At 28.2% G+C, this 16,771-nt stretch carries 23 protein-coding genes; 3 read left to right on the forward strand and 20 right to left on the reverse strand.

Annotation, left to right across the window (positions count from 1 at the left end):
• Positions 1–8: 8 nt before the first annotated feature.
• The 14 genes from bcCo53_RS04825 to bcCo53_RS04890 form a co-directional block, all read right to left on the reverse strand.
• Entirely contained in the window at positions 9–1,133 is a 1,125-nt protein-coding gene (locus bcCo53_RS04825) for a DUF787 family protein (protein ID WP_025408872.1), read from the reverse strand.
• Complete coding sequence (locus tag bcCo53_RS04830; protein WP_025409054.1) at positions 1,114–1,680, reverse strand: DUF764 family protein; 567 nt, start codon at positions 1,678–1,680, stop codon at positions 1,114–1,116. The genes bcCo53_RS04825 and bcCo53_RS04830 overlap by 20 nt, the downstream gene beginning before the upstream one ends.
• Entirely contained in the window at positions 1,680–2,051 is a 372-nt protein-coding gene (locus tag bcCo53_RS04835; RefSeq protein WP_025409092.1) for a hypothetical protein, read from the reverse strand. The genes bcCo53_RS04830 and bcCo53_RS04835 overlap by 1 nt, the downstream gene beginning before the upstream one ends.
• Complete coding sequence (locus bcCo53_RS04840) at positions 2,042–2,431, reverse strand: DUF1506 family protein (protein ID WP_241766598.1); 390 nt, start codon at positions 2,429–2,431, stop codon at positions 2,042–2,044. Before bcCo53_RS04840 ends, bcCo53_RS04835 begins: the two co-directional genes overlap by 10 nt.
• Positions 2,428–2,823, reverse strand: a complete 396-nt coding sequence (locus tag bcCo53_RS04845) for a DUF3890 domain-containing protein (protein WP_025409094.1) — start codon at positions 2,821–2,823, stop codon at positions 2,428–2,430. The genes bcCo53_RS04840 and bcCo53_RS04845 overlap by 4 nt, the downstream gene beginning before the upstream one ends.
• A gap of 23 nt (positions 2,824–2,846) precedes the next feature.
• Positions 2,847–3,830, reverse strand: a complete 984-nt coding sequence (locus bcCo53_RS04850) for a hypothetical protein (RefSeq protein ID WP_025408877.1) — start codon at positions 3,828–3,830, stop codon at positions 2,847–2,849.
• A 20-nt stretch (positions 3,831–3,850) separates the two neighbouring features.
• Positions 3,851–4,426: a DUF228 domain-containing protein gene (locus tag bcCo53_RS04855; protein WP_025408878.1), complete on the reverse strand. Its 576-nt coding sequence runs from the start codon at positions 4,424–4,426 to the stop codon at positions 3,851–3,853.
• A 27-nt stretch (positions 4,427–4,453) separates the two neighbouring features.
• Positions 4,454–5,293 carry a DUF228 domain-containing protein gene (locus tag bcCo53_RS04860; protein ID WP_051480102.1) on the reverse strand — a complete coding sequence of 280 codons (840 nt, stop codon included), beginning with the start codon at positions 5,291–5,293 and terminating at the stop codon, positions 4,454–4,456.
• 2 nt (positions 5,294–5,295) lie between these two features.
• Positions 5,296–5,859 carry a DUF228 domain-containing protein gene (locus bcCo53_RS04865; RefSeq protein ID WP_025409018.1) on the reverse strand — a complete coding sequence of 188 codons (564 nt, stop codon included), beginning with the start codon at positions 5,857–5,859 and terminating at the stop codon, positions 5,296–5,298.
• A 12-nt stretch (positions 5,860–5,871) separates the two neighbouring features.
• Entirely contained in the window at positions 5,872–6,546 is a 675-nt protein-coding gene (locus tag bcCo53_RS04870) for a DUF1357 family protein (RefSeq protein ID WP_051480110.1), read from the reverse strand.
• Positions 6,547–6,557: 11 nt separating this feature from the next.
• Complete coding sequence (locus bcCo53_RS04875) at positions 6,558–7,760, reverse strand: anti-CBASS protein Acb1 family protein (protein WP_246938380.1); 1,203 nt, start codon at positions 7,758–7,760, stop codon at positions 6,558–6,560.
• A gap of 143 nt (positions 7,761–7,903) precedes the next feature.
• Positions 7,904–8,515: a Bdr family repetitive protein gene (gene bdr / locus bcCo53_RS04880; RefSeq protein ID WP_025409112.1), complete on the reverse strand. Its 612-nt coding sequence runs from the start codon at positions 8,513–8,515 to the stop codon at positions 7,904–7,906.
• Positions 8,516–8,554: 39 nt separating this feature from the next.
• On the reverse strand, positions 8,555–9,907 hold the full coding sequence (locus tag bcCo53_RS04885; protein WP_246938381.1) for a PBSX family phage terminase large subunit: 1,353 nt from the start codon (positions 9,905–9,907) through the stop codon (positions 8,555–8,557).
• A gap of 10 nt (positions 9,908–9,917) precedes the next feature.
• Positions 9,918–10,463, reverse strand: coding sequence for a DUF603 domain-containing protein (locus bcCo53_RS04890; RefSeq protein WP_025408694.1), 546 nt, complete (start codon positions 10,461–10,463; stop codon positions 9,918–9,920).
• 177 nt (positions 10,464–10,640) lie between these two features.
• On the opposite strand from bcCo53_RS04890, the gene bcCo53_RS04895 reads away from it, so the two are divergent.
• The 3 genes from bcCo53_RS04895 (at position 10,641) to bcCo53_RS04905 (ending at position 12,902) form a co-directional block, all read left to right on the forward strand.
• Positions 10,641–10,967 (forward strand): hypothetical protein, encoded by a 327-nt coding sequence (locus bcCo53_RS04895; protein WP_246938382.1) that lies wholly within the window; start codon positions 10,641–10,643, stop codon positions 10,965–10,967.
• A 17-nt stretch (positions 10,968–10,984) separates the two neighbouring features.
• Entirely contained in the window at positions 10,985–11,701 is a 717-nt protein-coding gene (locus tag bcCo53_RS04900; protein ID WP_281507454.1) for an Mlp family lipoprotein, read from the forward strand.
• Positions 11,702–12,164: 463 nt separating this feature from the next.
• Positions 12,165–12,902 carry a site-specific integrase gene (locus bcCo53_RS04905; RefSeq protein ID WP_246938355.1) on the forward strand — a complete coding sequence of 246 codons (738 nt, stop codon included), beginning with the start codon at positions 12,165–12,167 and terminating at the stop codon, positions 12,900–12,902.
• 122 nt (positions 12,903–13,024) lie between these two features.
• On the opposite strand, the gene bcCo53_RS04910 is transcribed toward bcCo53_RS04905, so the two are convergent.
• From bcCo53_RS04910 to bcCo53_RS04935, 6 genes are read right to left on the reverse strand one after another with little or no spacing between them, the layout of a single operon-like run.
• Positions 13,025–13,837, reverse strand: coding sequence for a DNA adenine methylase (locus bcCo53_RS04910; RefSeq protein ID WP_246938383.1), 813 nt, complete (start codon positions 13,835–13,837; stop codon positions 13,025–13,027).
• Positions 13,834–14,250: a DUF261 family protein gene (locus tag bcCo53_RS04915; protein ID WP_025408957.1), complete on the reverse strand. Its 417-nt coding sequence runs from the start codon at positions 14,248–14,250 to the stop codon at positions 13,834–13,836. The genes bcCo53_RS04910 and bcCo53_RS04915 overlap by 4 nt, the downstream gene beginning before the upstream one ends.
• A gap of 29 nt (positions 14,251–14,279) precedes the next feature.
• Complete coding sequence (locus bcCo53_RS04920; protein WP_025408958.1) at positions 14,280–14,621, reverse strand: hypothetical protein; 342 nt, start codon at positions 14,619–14,621, stop codon at positions 14,280–14,282.
• Between the two features lie 25 nt (positions 14,622–14,646).
• Positions 14,647–15,042 carry a single-stranded DNA-binding protein gene (locus tag bcCo53_RS04925; RefSeq protein WP_025408959.1) on the reverse strand — a complete coding sequence of 132 codons (396 nt, stop codon included), beginning with the start codon at positions 15,040–15,042 and terminating at the stop codon, positions 14,647–14,649.
• Positions 15,035–15,232 carry a hypothetical protein gene (locus bcCo53_RS04930; RefSeq protein ID WP_246938384.1) on the reverse strand — a complete coding sequence of 66 codons (198 nt, stop codon included), beginning with the start codon at positions 15,230–15,232 and terminating at the stop codon, positions 15,035–15,037. Before bcCo53_RS04930 ends, bcCo53_RS04925 begins: the two co-directional genes overlap by 8 nt.
• Before the next feature lie 21 nt (positions 15,233–15,253).
• Positions 15,254–16,597, reverse strand: coding sequence for a DUF244 domain-containing protein (locus bcCo53_RS04935; RefSeq protein WP_246938385.1), 1,344 nt, complete (start codon positions 16,595–16,597; stop codon positions 15,254–15,256).
• Positions 16,598–16,771: the final 174 nt, after the last annotated feature.

Consider the following 16,771-nt stretch of genomic DNA (forward strand, 5'->3'; position numbering starts at 1 on the left):
CCCTCCTCTTAACTGGATAAAGTATTTAAATAATCACTAATGTCTTGTGAAGTAATATTAAGAAGCACGCTATTCATACTAAAGTTGTAAACAATATTTAGTGATAGTAAAAGTTTTAAGCTTGAACTTGACTGTATGGCAATGTGAAGATCTGAGTATGAGACAATCATACCTTTATCAATGAAACTCTTAAGTTTACATTCAATAGCAGTAGTATATGCATTATCTTTTTTACCATCAAGTTGTAAAGCTGATAATTTACTGTTTTGTCTATTATTAACATTCCATACCCTAATAAGTTCAAAGGTGAGCTCATATTTGATATAGTGATAAGTAAATAATTCATCAATTGCAGCTCCTTCAAGAGTTACACCTTCTTTAAATGCCTTAACACCATCAAGACCCGTTTCATTAAGCAATGAGTAAAAATTAATATTAGCTTTTCTAAGTTTGTCAATATCACCACTATCAGTAATGGGATTCATACCACTGAACTTAAGTCCATAAGGATTGGTTGAATGAAATATACTAGCTTCATGTAAGTATTTAGATATAAATCTTAAATGTAAATGTTCTTCTTTTTTAGAATGAATAACAATAATTTTGGCTTTAGAGTTAGTACTATCTTTAAATAACTCTTTTATTTCAGATTCTTTTGTTGCGAATACAAAAAAGTGCTTATCTTCTTTAAAATATTGATAGTCATCTTTATATACAGTAAGGCCATCGCCACCGTCGGTATTATCTTTATAAGTATTTATAAGAACAACAAAAGTATATCTGTTTTCTTGTAACTGGTTTTTAATTTCCTTTGATTCTGTACCCTCTTTATATATAAGGAGTTTAACTGATCTTAAGCCTTGCTCGCCTGCTGAGAAGAATGCTTGTATTGCTTTTTTTAGGTAGGCTTTTTCCTTGTTAAATTCATCATCACCGTTGCTACCTTCTTTTTCAAGTGCATCAATTTGCTTTGTAAAGCTATTTATATTTAAGTTTAATATCTTAACCTTAGGTGTTGAAGTATTAAGTTTAATCTTATCTGTTTTATACACAAGTAAGGGCTGGTAATAATTTACATGTTTTATATCTAAGGCCTGATGAGTTAAATTGACGTTAATTGTGTCTTGTGGCAATATTAGCCTCCTTTAATTTTTGTATAATCTGTGCATTAGCTTTAAAGTTTTGACTACAACAATAAGCAACATTGCTATAATTGGAATCAATTTTAATAAGTCCACTGTTTTGCATATTTGTTGTAGGATAGATATATAAGTTAACTTGAAGTGAATATTTATCATCTTCTTCTTGTTCTAGTGTTAACTTACAAGTATTCTCATAAATAAAATCAGTTAACAAACTATAAATTTGAAGCATTGTGTAATATGAATCCCTATCTTTAGAATCTATAACTTGACTTAAAATAAATATTTGAAAATGCAAACTAAACTCATTGACATTAGAGTAAAATTCACCGCATCTTGAATTTGGTATTAATAAGTTATCTATATTTTCAAATTTAACTGCACATATATTTTCAAGCTTAGTAGTGTGTTTAGACATGTATGGATGATTATATGTATGAATTATGTCTAAGCTTATTCCTAAGTTCTTAATGACTTCTTTAAAACTTTTTAGATAATCTAGTAAACAAGTATGTATAACCTTAATATTGAGTATCACTAGTTTATCCTATAACTAATAGAATTAAGCATATTTGCAGTATCAATTAATGTTGATGTTGGATAAGATGATCCTTTTCTTTTTTTATATGCAATGGTTTTAGCTTGTATTTGAGGTTTTACTTTGTTTGAAATTACATAATTAGTGTAATAAGCTATAAAGGCCTCGGCTATAGCTTGCATACCTTTTTTAGGATTTTGCATAAAGCAATTTCTTATATAAATTGTGTCTATGTTTTCCCTAAATCCCATTTCATTAGCAACAGCATATAAGTGTGATCTTGAAGGTAATTTGCTACTACCAAATTCATGCATACGAGCAATTTTTGCATTTCTTTTATCAAACCAACCAATCTCAATCTCTATTTCCATTCTATTACCTTCAAAATGATAGTAAGATAGCCAATACTAGAGTCAATACTCACTATTTCATAAAACATATTAGAATCTGATATTCTATCTTTAAGTTCAAACTCTAAATTAGATGTAGTATAAAGTTTATGAAGCGACTTTATATCATAAAGATTGGAATCATATAAATTTGTAAGTTCATCTGATTCTATACTGAAAAATACGCCTGTAAACTGCTCAAAGTTGTTCTTATCATATGTCAATTGATAATCTGATAAGTCTTCTAAATAAGCATAAGTGCCTTTATAGAGCTTAAATGTCTCTTCATTCTTAAAGTAAGAGATTACTCTTGATGCTGAGCTTGCTAGTCTAGTTCTAATACTATTATTATGTGTCATCATTTGAGGATTCCTATACAACAAGGTGGATTAGTTGTTTGGATTTTAAGACTACTAAGTAAAGATTCAAACTGACTACAAAAACTTGTGTTTGCATTAGATTCATTACCAATAGGGTGATATGAAATTTCAAGATCATTAATCTTCTCACTCTTTATCCGATCAAGACCAAATTCACGTATCACACCGGCTTGATTTAGTTTACAACCTATATAGTAATAAAGTAGTAATATCAGATGTGAGGAGGTAAGCATGTCAGCATTAATGCCTTTGGTAGTTATTATCATCTCAAGTAATTCTGTATAAGTTTCAAACTGAGTAAATGACAATACTTCTTCATTTAAATTAAGTAAACTTAATATCTTACTATGAAGTGTTTGCAATTCTGATGACATATTTACTCCTCTTCTACTAATAATTAACTTTGCTTAATATCAACTCTTAATATGCTCTTTGCTGTTGCAATAAGACCCCCTAAAACAAAATCAATGTATGAATGTGCAATATCAGTTGAATCTTTATCAACTTGTTCATTTGGCATTGGTAGCATATACTTACTTGGTTTAAATTTAATTAATTCTGAATTTAATGGGTAAATTAATATCTGATTTGAGAGTAAGTTAGATGTTTGGATATATACTTCTTGTCTATTATTAACAGCTTTAATAGTCTTGATAAGGAAATCTTCCCATGAATCAGTTGAAGAATATGTATGAGAACTAGATGATGTTGAAGTATTCGTTATTGCATATGGTTTAACTAATTTTAAACTTGTTTTTGGATCAACTAGTACCATAAATGGAGTAGAAAACTCATCACCAAGTTCTAATTTTGCAAGTCCTGCTTCAATTTTTTCAAAGATCTTATCCATCTTTTCTTTATCACCATTGCTTACTTCTTCTTTTACTTGATCTGGCATATTAAGCAGTCCATACATATTAGGAAGCATACGTTTTTGATTCTTACCATCTTTTTGGATTGAGACAGAACCAGTCAATATAAAGTGATTTATAAGTTTAATAATTTCATTACTTGCAAGCTTATATGCTTCCCTAAATGGAAGTAAATTATTATTTACATCACCTGCATAATCATTATTTTTATAAAATCCTTCAGAAGTTTGCTTTAAATGTCTAAACTTATATTGTAATTTGAGATAATTAAGTCTAACTGCTTCTGAACGAAAACCAATAGTAGCAATAGTATTAACTTCATTTACTAATGTTGTTGGATTAGCATTAAGAAAGGCATCCCATTTTATTGTTTTTAAGTACCCTGTCTTTAAATCTACATCTTCAATTTGTTCACTAGAAAACCAATTATAAAATATTGGTAACTTTACTTCATTAAATATATTTGCTATCTCTTTAGCATAATAATTTTGATCATATAATTCTGACATCTTTAACCTCCTTTAACTTATTAACTTGGTTTACCTTTATTACCATAAATAGCTACATTTACTATGCAAAGCTTTTTTTCAGTATCAAGTTCGATTACATCTGATAATGCCATGGCATTAATTTTTCCATTATTTGAACTATCCTTTTCAAGCTCACCATTTGTACCAAATTTAAGTTTGTCTTTTCTTTTTATGCCACTGCTTTCTTTTGCTATTAAATACCCCTGGAAGTTATTTGTAATAGGAATTACTGTAGCAGTATTAGTAAACTCATCTATGTCTGTACATATGCCATAAATGTCATCCTCACCACCAACTTCAACATGAGGTTCATAATGTGGTTGATTGTTTTGTACTGTATCTACAACTAGCTTTACTCCTCTTTTATATGGATAGCCTGTAAAGAAGTAATTCTCTAATTTGTCATGCCTACTAGTTACAGTACCACCTTGATTTTGTAAATGTCTATTTTTATCCCTAAAATCAACTTTATTACTAAAAGTTCCAGCATCACTAGTAGGGTTTTTCATTTGTTTTTTTATTTTTTTAAGTTTTTCTTGATAGTCAGTTACTAACTGAGTTATGTTTGTTGACACTTTAACCTCCTAACCTTTTGCTTTACTTCAAGAAACGGCCTTATTACCATAAATGGCTATCTTTATTAAATACAGCTTATAATCCTCTTGTTCTTTTTTAGATGTGTCATCAGTAAGATTTAATGTAAATACATTTGATAATGCAATAGCTTTAATTGATACTTGTGAATCATTAGATGCTTTAATAACTTCTCCATCTGAATTGAAATCTAATTTATTTCCTATTTCAATACCTGAAGGACTGCTAGCAATTACATACCCTTCAAAATTATTTGTTATAGGTATTACTGTTGCTACATTAGTATGCTCATCAATGTCTATGCATATTCCATACATATTTTTACCATCAGATACTTCAACTTGAACTTCATCAGATTTTGAAGTTTCAATTTTTAATTTAACCGCACGCTTGTATGGGAATCCTATAGCAGGGTATTCTTCTAACTTATCTGTACTACTTGATACAGATTGAGATATAGCATCAAATGTTAAGTTTTTATCTCTAAAATCAATTTTAGCTTTAAATACTGACCTTTCATCATAATTAAAACTTTTAGAGTATTTTTTTAACTTTAATATAGCGTCCTTCAATGACTTACCCTCATCAGTTTCAAGTACTGCTGCTTGCCTTTTTCTTCTACTTCGTCCTCTTGTTCTAGAAGGTTGTTGTAATTCTTCTCCTTGTTCTTCGTCTTTTTGTTCATCATCATTGTCTTCATCATCTTCTTTTATTTGTTCTTGTTGTAACTGTTGTTTTAAAGTCTCAATCAGTTCATTATCATCCATGCCAGCATACATATCGGGTTCAAGTGTTCCATGTCCCAAATTAGGTACTAAGCTTGGATTTTGATTACCCTTGTTACTCACTATTATTTATACCCTCTGTTCCCAAATATACTTACAAGTGCTATGTAAAGGTTATCATTGATTTTAAATGCACTTGATAAGGCAACACCATTTATAGTTGTGTTTGAACCACTGTCATTTTCAATCTCTCCATTTGAATCAAATTTAACCTTGACATCAGGTGTAATTTGACTTTGACTATCCTTTTTTACTACTAAATATCCAGTAAAGTTATTTGTTATTGGTATCACTGTAGCAGTCTGTGTAAACTCATCAATATCTATGCATATACCATATAGATCATTACCACCCCCGGCTTCAACACAAGGCTCATCACTATCATTTGCTTCGTAAGATAGCTTAACGCCACGTTTGTATGGGTATCCTTTAACGGGATAATTTTCTAATTTGTCAACACTGCTAGTTAGAGTACCACCTTGATTTGCAAAGTGTACACCTTTGTCTTTAAAACCTATATCTACATGAAAAAGCCCAGCATCTCTATTAGGATTTTTCATTAAAGCTTGTATTTCTTTTACTTTGGCATCATAATCTTTTTTAAGTTGTGTTATATTGGTATCTGACATATATGTTGCTCCTTAAGCAGTTTTTTGCTTTCTAGATTTATAAAATTGATTTCTTTTTTCTTTATAAGCATTAGCAATAGAAATATTAAACTCACTAAAATTTTGGGGAGTAAAATTAGAATCTAAGATTGAGATATCCTCATTTGTTAAGGCTAGTTTAATCTCACCTTTTGAATTGACACTTGTAGATTGTATTCTTTTCTTTATGTTTACTTTAGCAAGGTTTACAAGTTGTTCAAGTAATTCACCATCTAGATGACTAGTATCTCTTACCTTAGCAATAGCATAAATCTCTTCAATGGGTACATATTTTCTAACAAGCTCCCTACGCTGTGCTTGCATTATGTCTTTTAATAAGTATCCCTTAGCAAGTAATGTCTCTTTATTAAAATGACTACTTAAATGCTTACGAGCTAAATTATCAATCTCATTAATACGAGAAGCTTCACTTAATAATTTATTTTCTTCTTCTAAACGCGCTTGTGACTCTGAAAGTTCTTTTGATATCCTTTCATTAATAGTTAAATTCTTACCTTCAGATTCTTTTGATGCTTTATATGCCTTATATTCTTCATATTCTTTTAAACTTAAAGTAATACTGTCTGTATTCTCTTTATTACCCTCTGTATTTTGAATTAAAGTATCTTCTTGTGTACTGTCTACATTTTCTTGTATCTCTTGGTTCATAAACTCTCCTTTTAGCTTTCATAAAAAAATAATTTTGATCTTAAAGTCTCAAGTTCACTTTTACTTAACGTATTACTTGCTTCTAATTCCTTGTATTTAAGGGTTAATTCTATAAGTTTGGAATCTCTTTCATACTTTTCTTCTTCAGTGAGCATATGCAATGAGTTAAATCTAATGTCTAAATAATAATATTTATTAAGTTTACTATTGCAATTAATTTCTAACTCTTCTTGAACACCTTTTAAAAAGTCGTAATAGTTAGATCTGTCCCCTTTACCATCACTACCAAGCCCCTTAACTTGTTCATTAAAGCTTCTAGTTAAAGGCTCCTTAGTATCAGCTCCTATCTTTGCTTTTACTAATGCTAAAGCCTCTTTTAAATAGGTTATGTCATACTTAATAACTTCAAGTGAAGCATCTGATGTACCACTATAAAATATGCCGTCATTATTTAAATTATTTCTAAGTCTATATAGTTCTCTTTCAAGTTCATTATTTACACCTTTAAACTTTCTTATATGCTCATCATCATTCCTTTTAAATATATTAGTAAATAAACTTCCCTTATCAACACCCTTAGTTAAAAGATCTAGAGATGTTTTAGCATTAACTAAAGCATCTTGTAATTCTACTAATGATTCATCTTTATAAAATAGAAAATTATGACTCTCTATTCTCTTTTCTATTTCTTTATATATTTGTTCAAAAAGATATATATTAAGCAAAAAGCTTTGGGTATAACATGGACTGTATGCTTTAAGTATATAGTCATAATTAGAGTGTATTATTACTCTACTCTTATGAATTTTTATTTCCTTATAAGATATCTGATCGTTTTCATTTATTTTCAAATTGTATGTTATATAAGTAGCATCAGGCCCCTCATCACGAACACTGTTATAATCAAGATACATAAATCCAGTAGGAAATTCTTTATTTACTTCTAAGTGTAAATCTTGTAGTTGGTCTTCTGTTTTAACTAAAATATACCCAACACCATTGAAACGATAACTGATTATGCACTGAAATAATGTTGCTTTTAATTCTATTTTTAACGCATCTAGAGCATCTTCAATAGACAAAGAAGTAGGCATTACACTATTTAAAATGATCCCATTCTTAAGAACGTCTTCTGCTACATTTGAGATGTAATTTCTAAAGAATATTGAATACTTGTATAGATCTTTAGCATGAAATTTGAAATCTAATCTCATTTATTCTTCTAACCTTTAACCATAAAAAATATAACTCAATACTTAGTTTTTGCTAAGTATTTTTAACAAAAAAATAAGGGTTGTGAAAAAAATTTGTTGTTTAAATATGACTTTAAGAAGGAGATATTGAACTTACATTGATTTTATTTAAAGATTAGTGTCAATAAAATTCCTAAACACATAGTAATAATTGTTCCAAGCATCCAATTATGCACTCTTAACGTACTCTTAAGTTCTGATGCTGTTTTATCTATTTTATTATCTAACTCCATTCTGTTAAGGTCCATATTACTATCTAAATCTTTGATATCTGATTTTAATTCACTTCTTACATTATCTATCTTTGCATTTAAATTATTCTCTACATTATCTATCTTATTATCTAGTTCAATTCTTACAGATGTGATTTCAGATTTTAAGCTACGTTCTGTCATCTCTATTTTTAAATTCAAATTACTCTCAACACTATTAATTCTATCTTCTAATCTTTTTTCTACACCATCAATCTTCTCTTCTAATCTCTTCTCAACACCATCAATCTTCTCTTCTAGTTTTTCAAATCTAAAATTAAAATTATTTTCTAAATACTCAATATCTTTGTAAGTAAGTTCATTATGGTAATATCTTTTAGAAAGATCATTTGCAATAAACTCTTGCATTCCAAGCCTTATAAATTCTTGATAGATCATATCCTCAGTTATATGACCACTAAAAACTTGTACGCTTCCAACAGACTGTAATGATGATTCTTGCATAAACTCTCCTTATTTAATTATTATATAATATTTTATGCATTATAGGAACCTTATTTTACTAAAATGGGCTTTAAGAGAGCGCATATTTAGACTTAACAACATATATGATGCTGAAAGACTATCTAATGAATCATCATCACTCTTACCATCCCCTTTATATTTATACATATCTGATATACTTGATTTACTTGAATAATCCAAAATACTAAGCCTTGAGGTTGATAAGGGTTCTATCAGTGTAGCAATTCTTGTAAATTTATTACTTATAGGTTTTATCGGTGCAATCCTAAACTTATGATTCATACTTGATCTAAGTTTTAAAAAGGTTTGTGTTACATTCCCATGTCCTGAAATATTATCTCTATCTTCAACATAAAGGGTATGCACATTTAGATTTCCTAATATAGTTTTGATTGTGTTTAACACCTTAGGATCACCAAATGGTAGTTTTTCTTGAAATAGAAATGCATAATACTTATTATCTACTCTTTCTAATACACAAAGTGCAGTATTATCACCACCAATACTGTATGCGGGGTCTAGATATGCTATTGGATTTACAAATTCATGCTCACTTGTAACATTAATATTGGTAAATATAGCATCACACGGAGCAACCCATTCGCCTAAAAGGACTTTGGCTTTATATGTTGGCTTGTCTTTATAAATTTCTTCTTGTGTTTTAATAAATTCTTTTGAAATTAGATTATTATCATAAGTTGTAAAGTTATATGTAGAATAAGTATTAGTATTATCAATATAATCAGTTTTAAAAAAGTGGTCAGGACTGTCGGGGTTAGTATCAAAAATAATTGTTTGCATACCCACTCTAAGTCTTTTTAAACATTCTATTAATGTTTCCTTATGTAGAGTTGTTGCTTCATTTACATATATAAGAGCTGAGTTGCTTCCCCTAAATCTTTCAAAATCACTGGCCTTATCACCACCATAAAGGTTAACTCTTAATGAATCAAGTTCAAAATATGATGTATTAGAAAACTTAGGTAAAAATGGGATATTTAGCATATTAGCAAGCTTTTCAAATTGACCTAAAACATTAATCTCTAATGATTTTTGTGAATTACCCAATATAAAATTATTGGTATCTTGTTTATATAAATTTCTATTCTTAATCAAGATTTTTAAGAACAAATAACATGCTAAAAAGGTTTTTCCACTTGCAATGCCACCACTTAAGATAATTTTACTTTGATTATTTATTTCTATACTGCGTATTACTTCAAGCTGTTTTTTAGTTAAATATTTATTCTCAAACCCTTTAAAATCAACTTCTACTTCTTTAAACTTAATATACTTTAATATATCAATCCCAAATTCACGTTTATAATCCCTTTGCATTTCTTTAAACATTGGTAATTTATATATATCCATTTCTTAACCTTTAAACTTGAAATTTAAAACGTGACTCTACATCTGTTGCTTTTAGCTTTTGCAGCATCTCATAATACAACTGCATTTTCTTAACTTCCCTTTCTTTTTTAAGTTGTGACAGTTGAAGTGTTAAGTCTTCATTACTATTTTCTTCTTGTGAATGTTCACACTCTTTAGAAAGACTTATAATCTTAGACTCTATTTTATCTATTTGATCATCATGAGTTTTAAGTTCTAACTCTACATACCTACTAAATGAATTTATAAATTCTATTCCTAGAAGGCTACGAGCAATACTAAACTGACTCTTTAGATCACGTGCTTGTGCATTACTTTGAGACGCATGAAGTAAGATATTAGTCAGAGTATCTTCATGAATAGTAAGTTTATTGTCTCTAACATATTCAGAATTGTCTTTAACCGCTTCCCATTTGTGTCTCATTTTACTTACATTCGCTTTTGAGACGCCCATTTCCTTTGCAATATTAGTGTCATTAAGTTTACCTTCCTTAAAATACACAACATAATCATCAAATGATTTCTTTATCCTACTCATATTCTTTAACACAAATTAACCAATAAGTTAATAAAAATTATAATTAATTAACATAAACTCTATAACAAAAAAATAAACTTTGCAAAAACAATAAATACTCATCAATAATACATACTAGTTATAAAATAATAATCTATAATAACTTAGATCATGTATAAAATAGATAAGGAGAATATTATGCAAATATTTATCAAATTATTAGTACTTTGTAGTACATTATTCTTGTATTGTTGCAATTCGGATAAAATTAATGGCACGTCTGATAAGACTATACCAAAACCACATAAATTACCTAATAAAGGTCCAAATAATCTACAGACTAAAACCCGTAAACCAGCCGAAACAAGAACTGATACTTTAACTGCTGAGAATACTATCACTAATAAACCACCCGAAACAAGAACTGATACTTTAACTGCTGAGAATACTATCACTAATAAACCACCCGAAACAAGAGTTGCTACTTTAATTGATGATGAAAAGCAAAAATTGACGTTCTTATAAATGCATTTAATAAAGTAATAGAGTTAAAACTATTACCAGATGATGAATTACAAAAAAGTCAAAACTTTTTAAATTGGATACGATCAAAAGACGTACAAGAACAAAAAGAATTAGCTAATGCTTTTACTCTAGTCTATGATTTCTTAAAAGACACAAAACCCTCACAATTAAATAATTTAACCCTTACTCAACTTATAAGTAACACTTTGACTTGCGGAGCTACAAATCAATGTAATGATACATATACAAATATTCAAGATATACAAATGTTTTTTACAAATGTTCTAAAGCAAGCATCTTTCCAAAAAGATACCAATGCAATGATATTTCAAGCTCTCAAGATAGAATTACTTAACCCACATCATCATGGAGCTAGTTCATTAGGAAAAAAGTTATACGAAAGAAGAATAAGAATGCAACTAAAAAATGATAATAACCGAACACAGGCTTTTAACTTCTTAATAAATGCTTTTCCACAGGACATGTATAATACTATATACGAGATACTAAAGATCGCGGTTCAGCATTGGGCTTACACTATAATGTTAGATTCTATATTAGATCATATACATACTGAACTTAACAAGTGTAATGGAAATGAAGCTGGTAAAAATAATCTTGCAATTCGCATAAAAGACTATTTTGTAAAAGCAGAACAAGACAATACATCTTATACTGACCACAACATATTTAATAAATTTAAAACTGAAGTATTAAGCGATTGTCAAAAGTAAACAAAAGATAAATACACCTCTCATAATTAAGGCTTGCAAGACAAGAAAGAGTACTTAAGAGAGGTGTATTTAAAAAAAGTAATAGTTTATAAGGAAATATAAATTAAAGTGATTACAAAAATGGCAAGTTGAACAAAAAAGTTAACTTGAGGTTAACTGATAGTAAGAAGTTAAAATTTATTATACATAAATGTATCACCGTAAAATGAAAAGTTATTCAAAAAGATCATAGAGTAGATATAGAGTAAATAATTTAGTATTTGTAAAATATAAGACAAAGTACCTATTGAATAATAGTTTAAGATACAAAAAAATAAACATTCTAGTTATAAAAATGACCTTAAAGACAATATTTTATATACAATGCTAAGCATCTAAATTTGACTTTAAGAGTAAGTATTTGCTAAGATTTTTATAGTTAAATTTATATATTTTTAATGTGTTTAGTTAACTTGTAAAGTACATGCAAAGAGAACATTTAATTAATAAGTTAATAAAGGAAAATACACAATTAAATGAAGAACTAAATCTTCTAAAACTTAATCTTAAAGATAAAAAGACTAAGCAAACAAGAAGTATTCCTATAAGGTTTTATCTTAACGATAAGATAATAAGATTAGTAAAGAGGTGTATAGAAAAACTTAAAGAAAAAGATCCAATCTCAGGATGGTTTGTATACTTACTCTCAATTACTGGCTGTAGAGGTGTTGAGATTCAAAATGTAAAACTTACTGATATCTCTAAAGAGAGGAGTAGTGATGGTGAAATGTTTTATTCTATTCGTGTAAATGTAGCTAAAAAAAGAAATAGTATATGCATAAGAGAAGTAGTCATTAGCAAATCTGAATTCAACTCTATAATGCAAGCGCATCAAAACTACTTTCTATCTAAAGGAAAAGACACAAGGCGTACATATCTCTTTCAAAAAAGTAAAGTTAAATTTAAAGACAACAAAATTGATATAATTAACATTTCAAAACAGTTTAAGGAATTACTAGTTAAATCTGGATTTAAATATCGTAAGTCCTTACATATATGCCGTAATATATTTATAGCATCACTTAAAGCTAAAGGATACAATTCATTTGAAATAAAAGAACTTATGAAATACTCATCCACTTCTGAAATTGATAATGTCTATGGCCTATCCAGTGCTAGTAAGATACAAGCTTACAAAGATATCAAAAATAGCTTAAATTAACTACTAGTTTTTGCTAAAATATTGTATAATATTAACAAATGAAAAACTAAACAAGCAAAATTTTACTTCATATAAAAACTAAGAGGCTTTAGGTCTCTATTTTTTTACACATAAATTAATACCTATATACTGAATATTTCCTTTTGGATATACCTAGTGTTTTTACAAGTTATACTTGATTTACTAGTTTTGTATGAAGTTGCTAGTATCTCATATTTAGTATGACCAAAAGTATTAGCTATACCACTTGATAAAGCTATATAATTAATATGAAGATTATATTTTAAAAAAAGTTCTAATACCTCCTTATCATCAAATTCACTTATTGCAAACTTCCAATTATATCTCTTCATTTCTATAATGAGCTTTTCTAAACAGTCTAAATTCCAACCCCGATTCTCATGCAAACGACCTCGTGATATTGAATATGGAGGATCAAGATATACAAATGTTGAAGGAATCTTATCTTTCTTAGTTACAGCATTTAAAAAGTCAAATATGTCACGAGAAGTCAATACTGCAAAATTAAGCATTTCTTTGATTTTGGATTTATAAGTATTTAACTTCTCTAAAAATAGTTTCTTAGAATTATTTTTATTAAATTTTATAGTTGTACTACATGTACCATAAATAGAATACAGAGTCCTTAATATGACATATTCTATTTTATCTTGATTCTCATTTATAACTCTGTCATAAATAATTGCTTCTCTTACACGTCTGTAAAGCAAATCAGGATCTTGTTTTAAAAAATAAAAAAGCTTGTATATAAACTTAGAATTATCATTGAGTATGTTATAACAAGCTAATGGTTTTGCAAAAAATATAGATCCAGTACCAAAAAATCCTTCGATATATAAAGTATGTTTAGGAAAAAGACTTATAATGTTGGCTTTGTACCTATACTTACTGCCTTCTCTATTTAATAATTTCAAATTTTATTAAATACCCTTTTTGATGTAACTTGATATTCCTTACCTTTTCTATCAAGACACAATGAGTCATAACATACTAAGGAATTATTAGTTGCTATAAAATGATAACCTTGTATACCTTTGATTTTAACTTCACTTATTTCAAATTCATTCAATTTACATTTATAAGAATGGTGTTCCCATCTTACATCACTATTAATACCATAGTATTTAAGTATTTTGCATGGATTTAAAATAAAACAATTACATTTCATATATCCTAAATCAACAAACTTGTGATAATTAACATTAATATCATTGATACTAAATTGTAATTTCTTAAAGTTTGCTATGTAATAATGAAGAGATAAAAAGTAACATCCCCAGCGCTGTATCTGAAGAACTAGCTTAGGATCATCTTGTTTTACACACATCTTTAACCTTTAACCTCCTTAACCAATATTTAAGCTATCTCTATAGAAAACCCTAAACTTAAAACCTCATTAAAAAAATACAACATCCGATCTAAAAACATAGATAATTTAAATGACTTATTTACAAAAAGACTCTTCTTATTAATCTTGGTGATTCCACATTCAAAAGCTTCTTCATAATCTTCTTTGCAAAATCCCAAAAATAAATCGAGACACCATTTAGCATTTCCTATAGTAAACCCTTGCTTATTAAGATTTTCAAACATAATGTCTCCATCATCATCTTTCCTATTAAATAAAACATTTTCAAAATCATCACTATTACTAAGCATTTCTTTTACAATCTCACTCTTAGAGATAACCTTACCCAAATTTAAACTCTTTGGCTTCTAATCATTAAAATGGAATATCTTCATCAAACTCTTCTTTAGAGTTAATATAACTAGTTTTTTGAACATTATTATGTGAGGTTAAAACTTGAATCTCATTAACTAAAACACTGTACCTAGTTTTATTCTCACCAGTACGCTTACAAGACCAACTCTCATGACGCAATGATCCAGTAATTACAACTTGTGTTCCCTTAGTAAGAAGCTGAATTAAACTCTCAGACCTCTTACCAAATAAAACACAATCAAAAAAGTGAGAATGGTTAGTGAATTTATCATCTTTCTTAAATCCCCTATTATTAGCTAAAGTAAACTTTAAAGCAGGAATTTTATTACCAAAATAAGCAAATTCACAGTCCCTAGTTAAACGACCCGACATACTTAAACAATTAATATCAAACATTAGAATTTTCCTTATCTTTTAATCTACTTAGCATTTCCATGCGTATTAAGTCATGTTCGAATCGTTTTAGGTCTGCTAAAAATTCTTGTCTTGAACATAGATTATAAACAACTCTTTCTATAATCCTTTTGCAAAGCCCACACAAGAACTTTATAAGTTTATAAGATATAAATAAGGATAATACTATCATCAAGCCCATGTGTTTCCTCTCCTAAACAGCACTTATACTAGATGTAGACCAATCATTATCTAAATCTAAACTATCAAAATTGAAGTTAATATCACCACCTAAAGACTTAAATCTATCCTTAATAGCTCTCTTAGTTGTATCTATAGAGAATAGATTGCCTTCAAGATAATAATGTATATGTTCAAGTAAAGAGAATTCTCCTAAAACTGAGTTTATACATAATTTAAGCTTATCTTTAATAGGCTTTGTTATCTTATCTAACTCTAACTTATGTTTTTTTTTAGTATCATTCTCTACTTTGTCAATTTTACATTGTAAATCATTAATCTCTAATAAGCATCCCTTTAAACGTTGATTCTCATAAGAATTAGTATCTAAATCAACAGAATTTACAAAATCTAAAAAATCAATCTTGTAATTTGATTTAGATAATTCATTATATAAGCAACTAGCCTTAAAGAAATTATCTATAAGAGTAATTAATGCGTCTAAATTAATATTTTTGACATCACAATTTTGTTTTAAATATCTAGCAATACGATTAACTTCACTCTCAAGTTTTTCAATACCAAACATTACCTTACTAATAAAGGCATCATTTCTATCTATTACACAGTTAATAGCATCATTACCTATGATGAAGAACAAATTACCCTTGCTTAACCCAGTACATGCAAGCTGTACTTGAACTTGAACATAATATTTAAAGAAATATTTATTTTCTAGGAAATTACCAGTTTTATTATATTCAATAACAGCACTTCTTAAATCAATAGAATCACTGCATTTGATCTCAAGTAATTCTGATTCACCTTCTTTATTTATAAACCAACCATCAATTGTAGAACCTATTAAATTGTCTTTTTTACCATACTTTTTGAAGTAATTATACTTATCTATCCCATTAGCATATTTGTTTTTGTATAAAACCTCTATGTTATCAGAATATATACGTACAAACTCATCAAATGCTAAATTTTCTAATACCTTGCCTTTTCGCATGCTTAAATTATCTTGAAATGGAATTTCCCTATCTATAGATTTTAAAATCCTTTCAAGAACAAGTTTTGAAACACTTTCAGTACCAATAAACATGCTTCCAACTTCACTTGCTCCCATACGTCTTAAAGATTGTCTTTGAATACTAAAATCAACTTCACTATTAAACTTAAAACATTCACTCTTACCAATTTTTGGTAGCTTACGACCTATTTTGTTTATTTTACTTATTTGTTTTTGCTTACCCTTAACCTGCTCTTGACTTTGATATGCAACTGCTTCAAAACTTTCAAACATTTTTTGACTGTATAAACCAAGATGTCGCACCTTAACCTCATTATTGTTATTTATATTTTTTGAAATCACATTAACCTCCAGCATAGTTTTCACTAATATAAAAGTATATCAAAAATTATTTTTGTCAATTTATTGTTATAATTTTGTTCAAAAAGATATAAAAAATTTTTTAAGAAAAAGGTTTGCTTTTTAACAAGTACTAAGGTACTATAGTTAGTAAGTTAACTTAATAGGAGAAGATTC

The sequence above is a fragment of the Borrelia coriaceae genome, from assembly GCF_023035295.1.
Taxonomy (GTDB): domain Bacteria; phylum Spirochaetota; class Spirochaetia; order Borreliales; family Borreliaceae; genus Borrelia; species Borrelia coriaceae.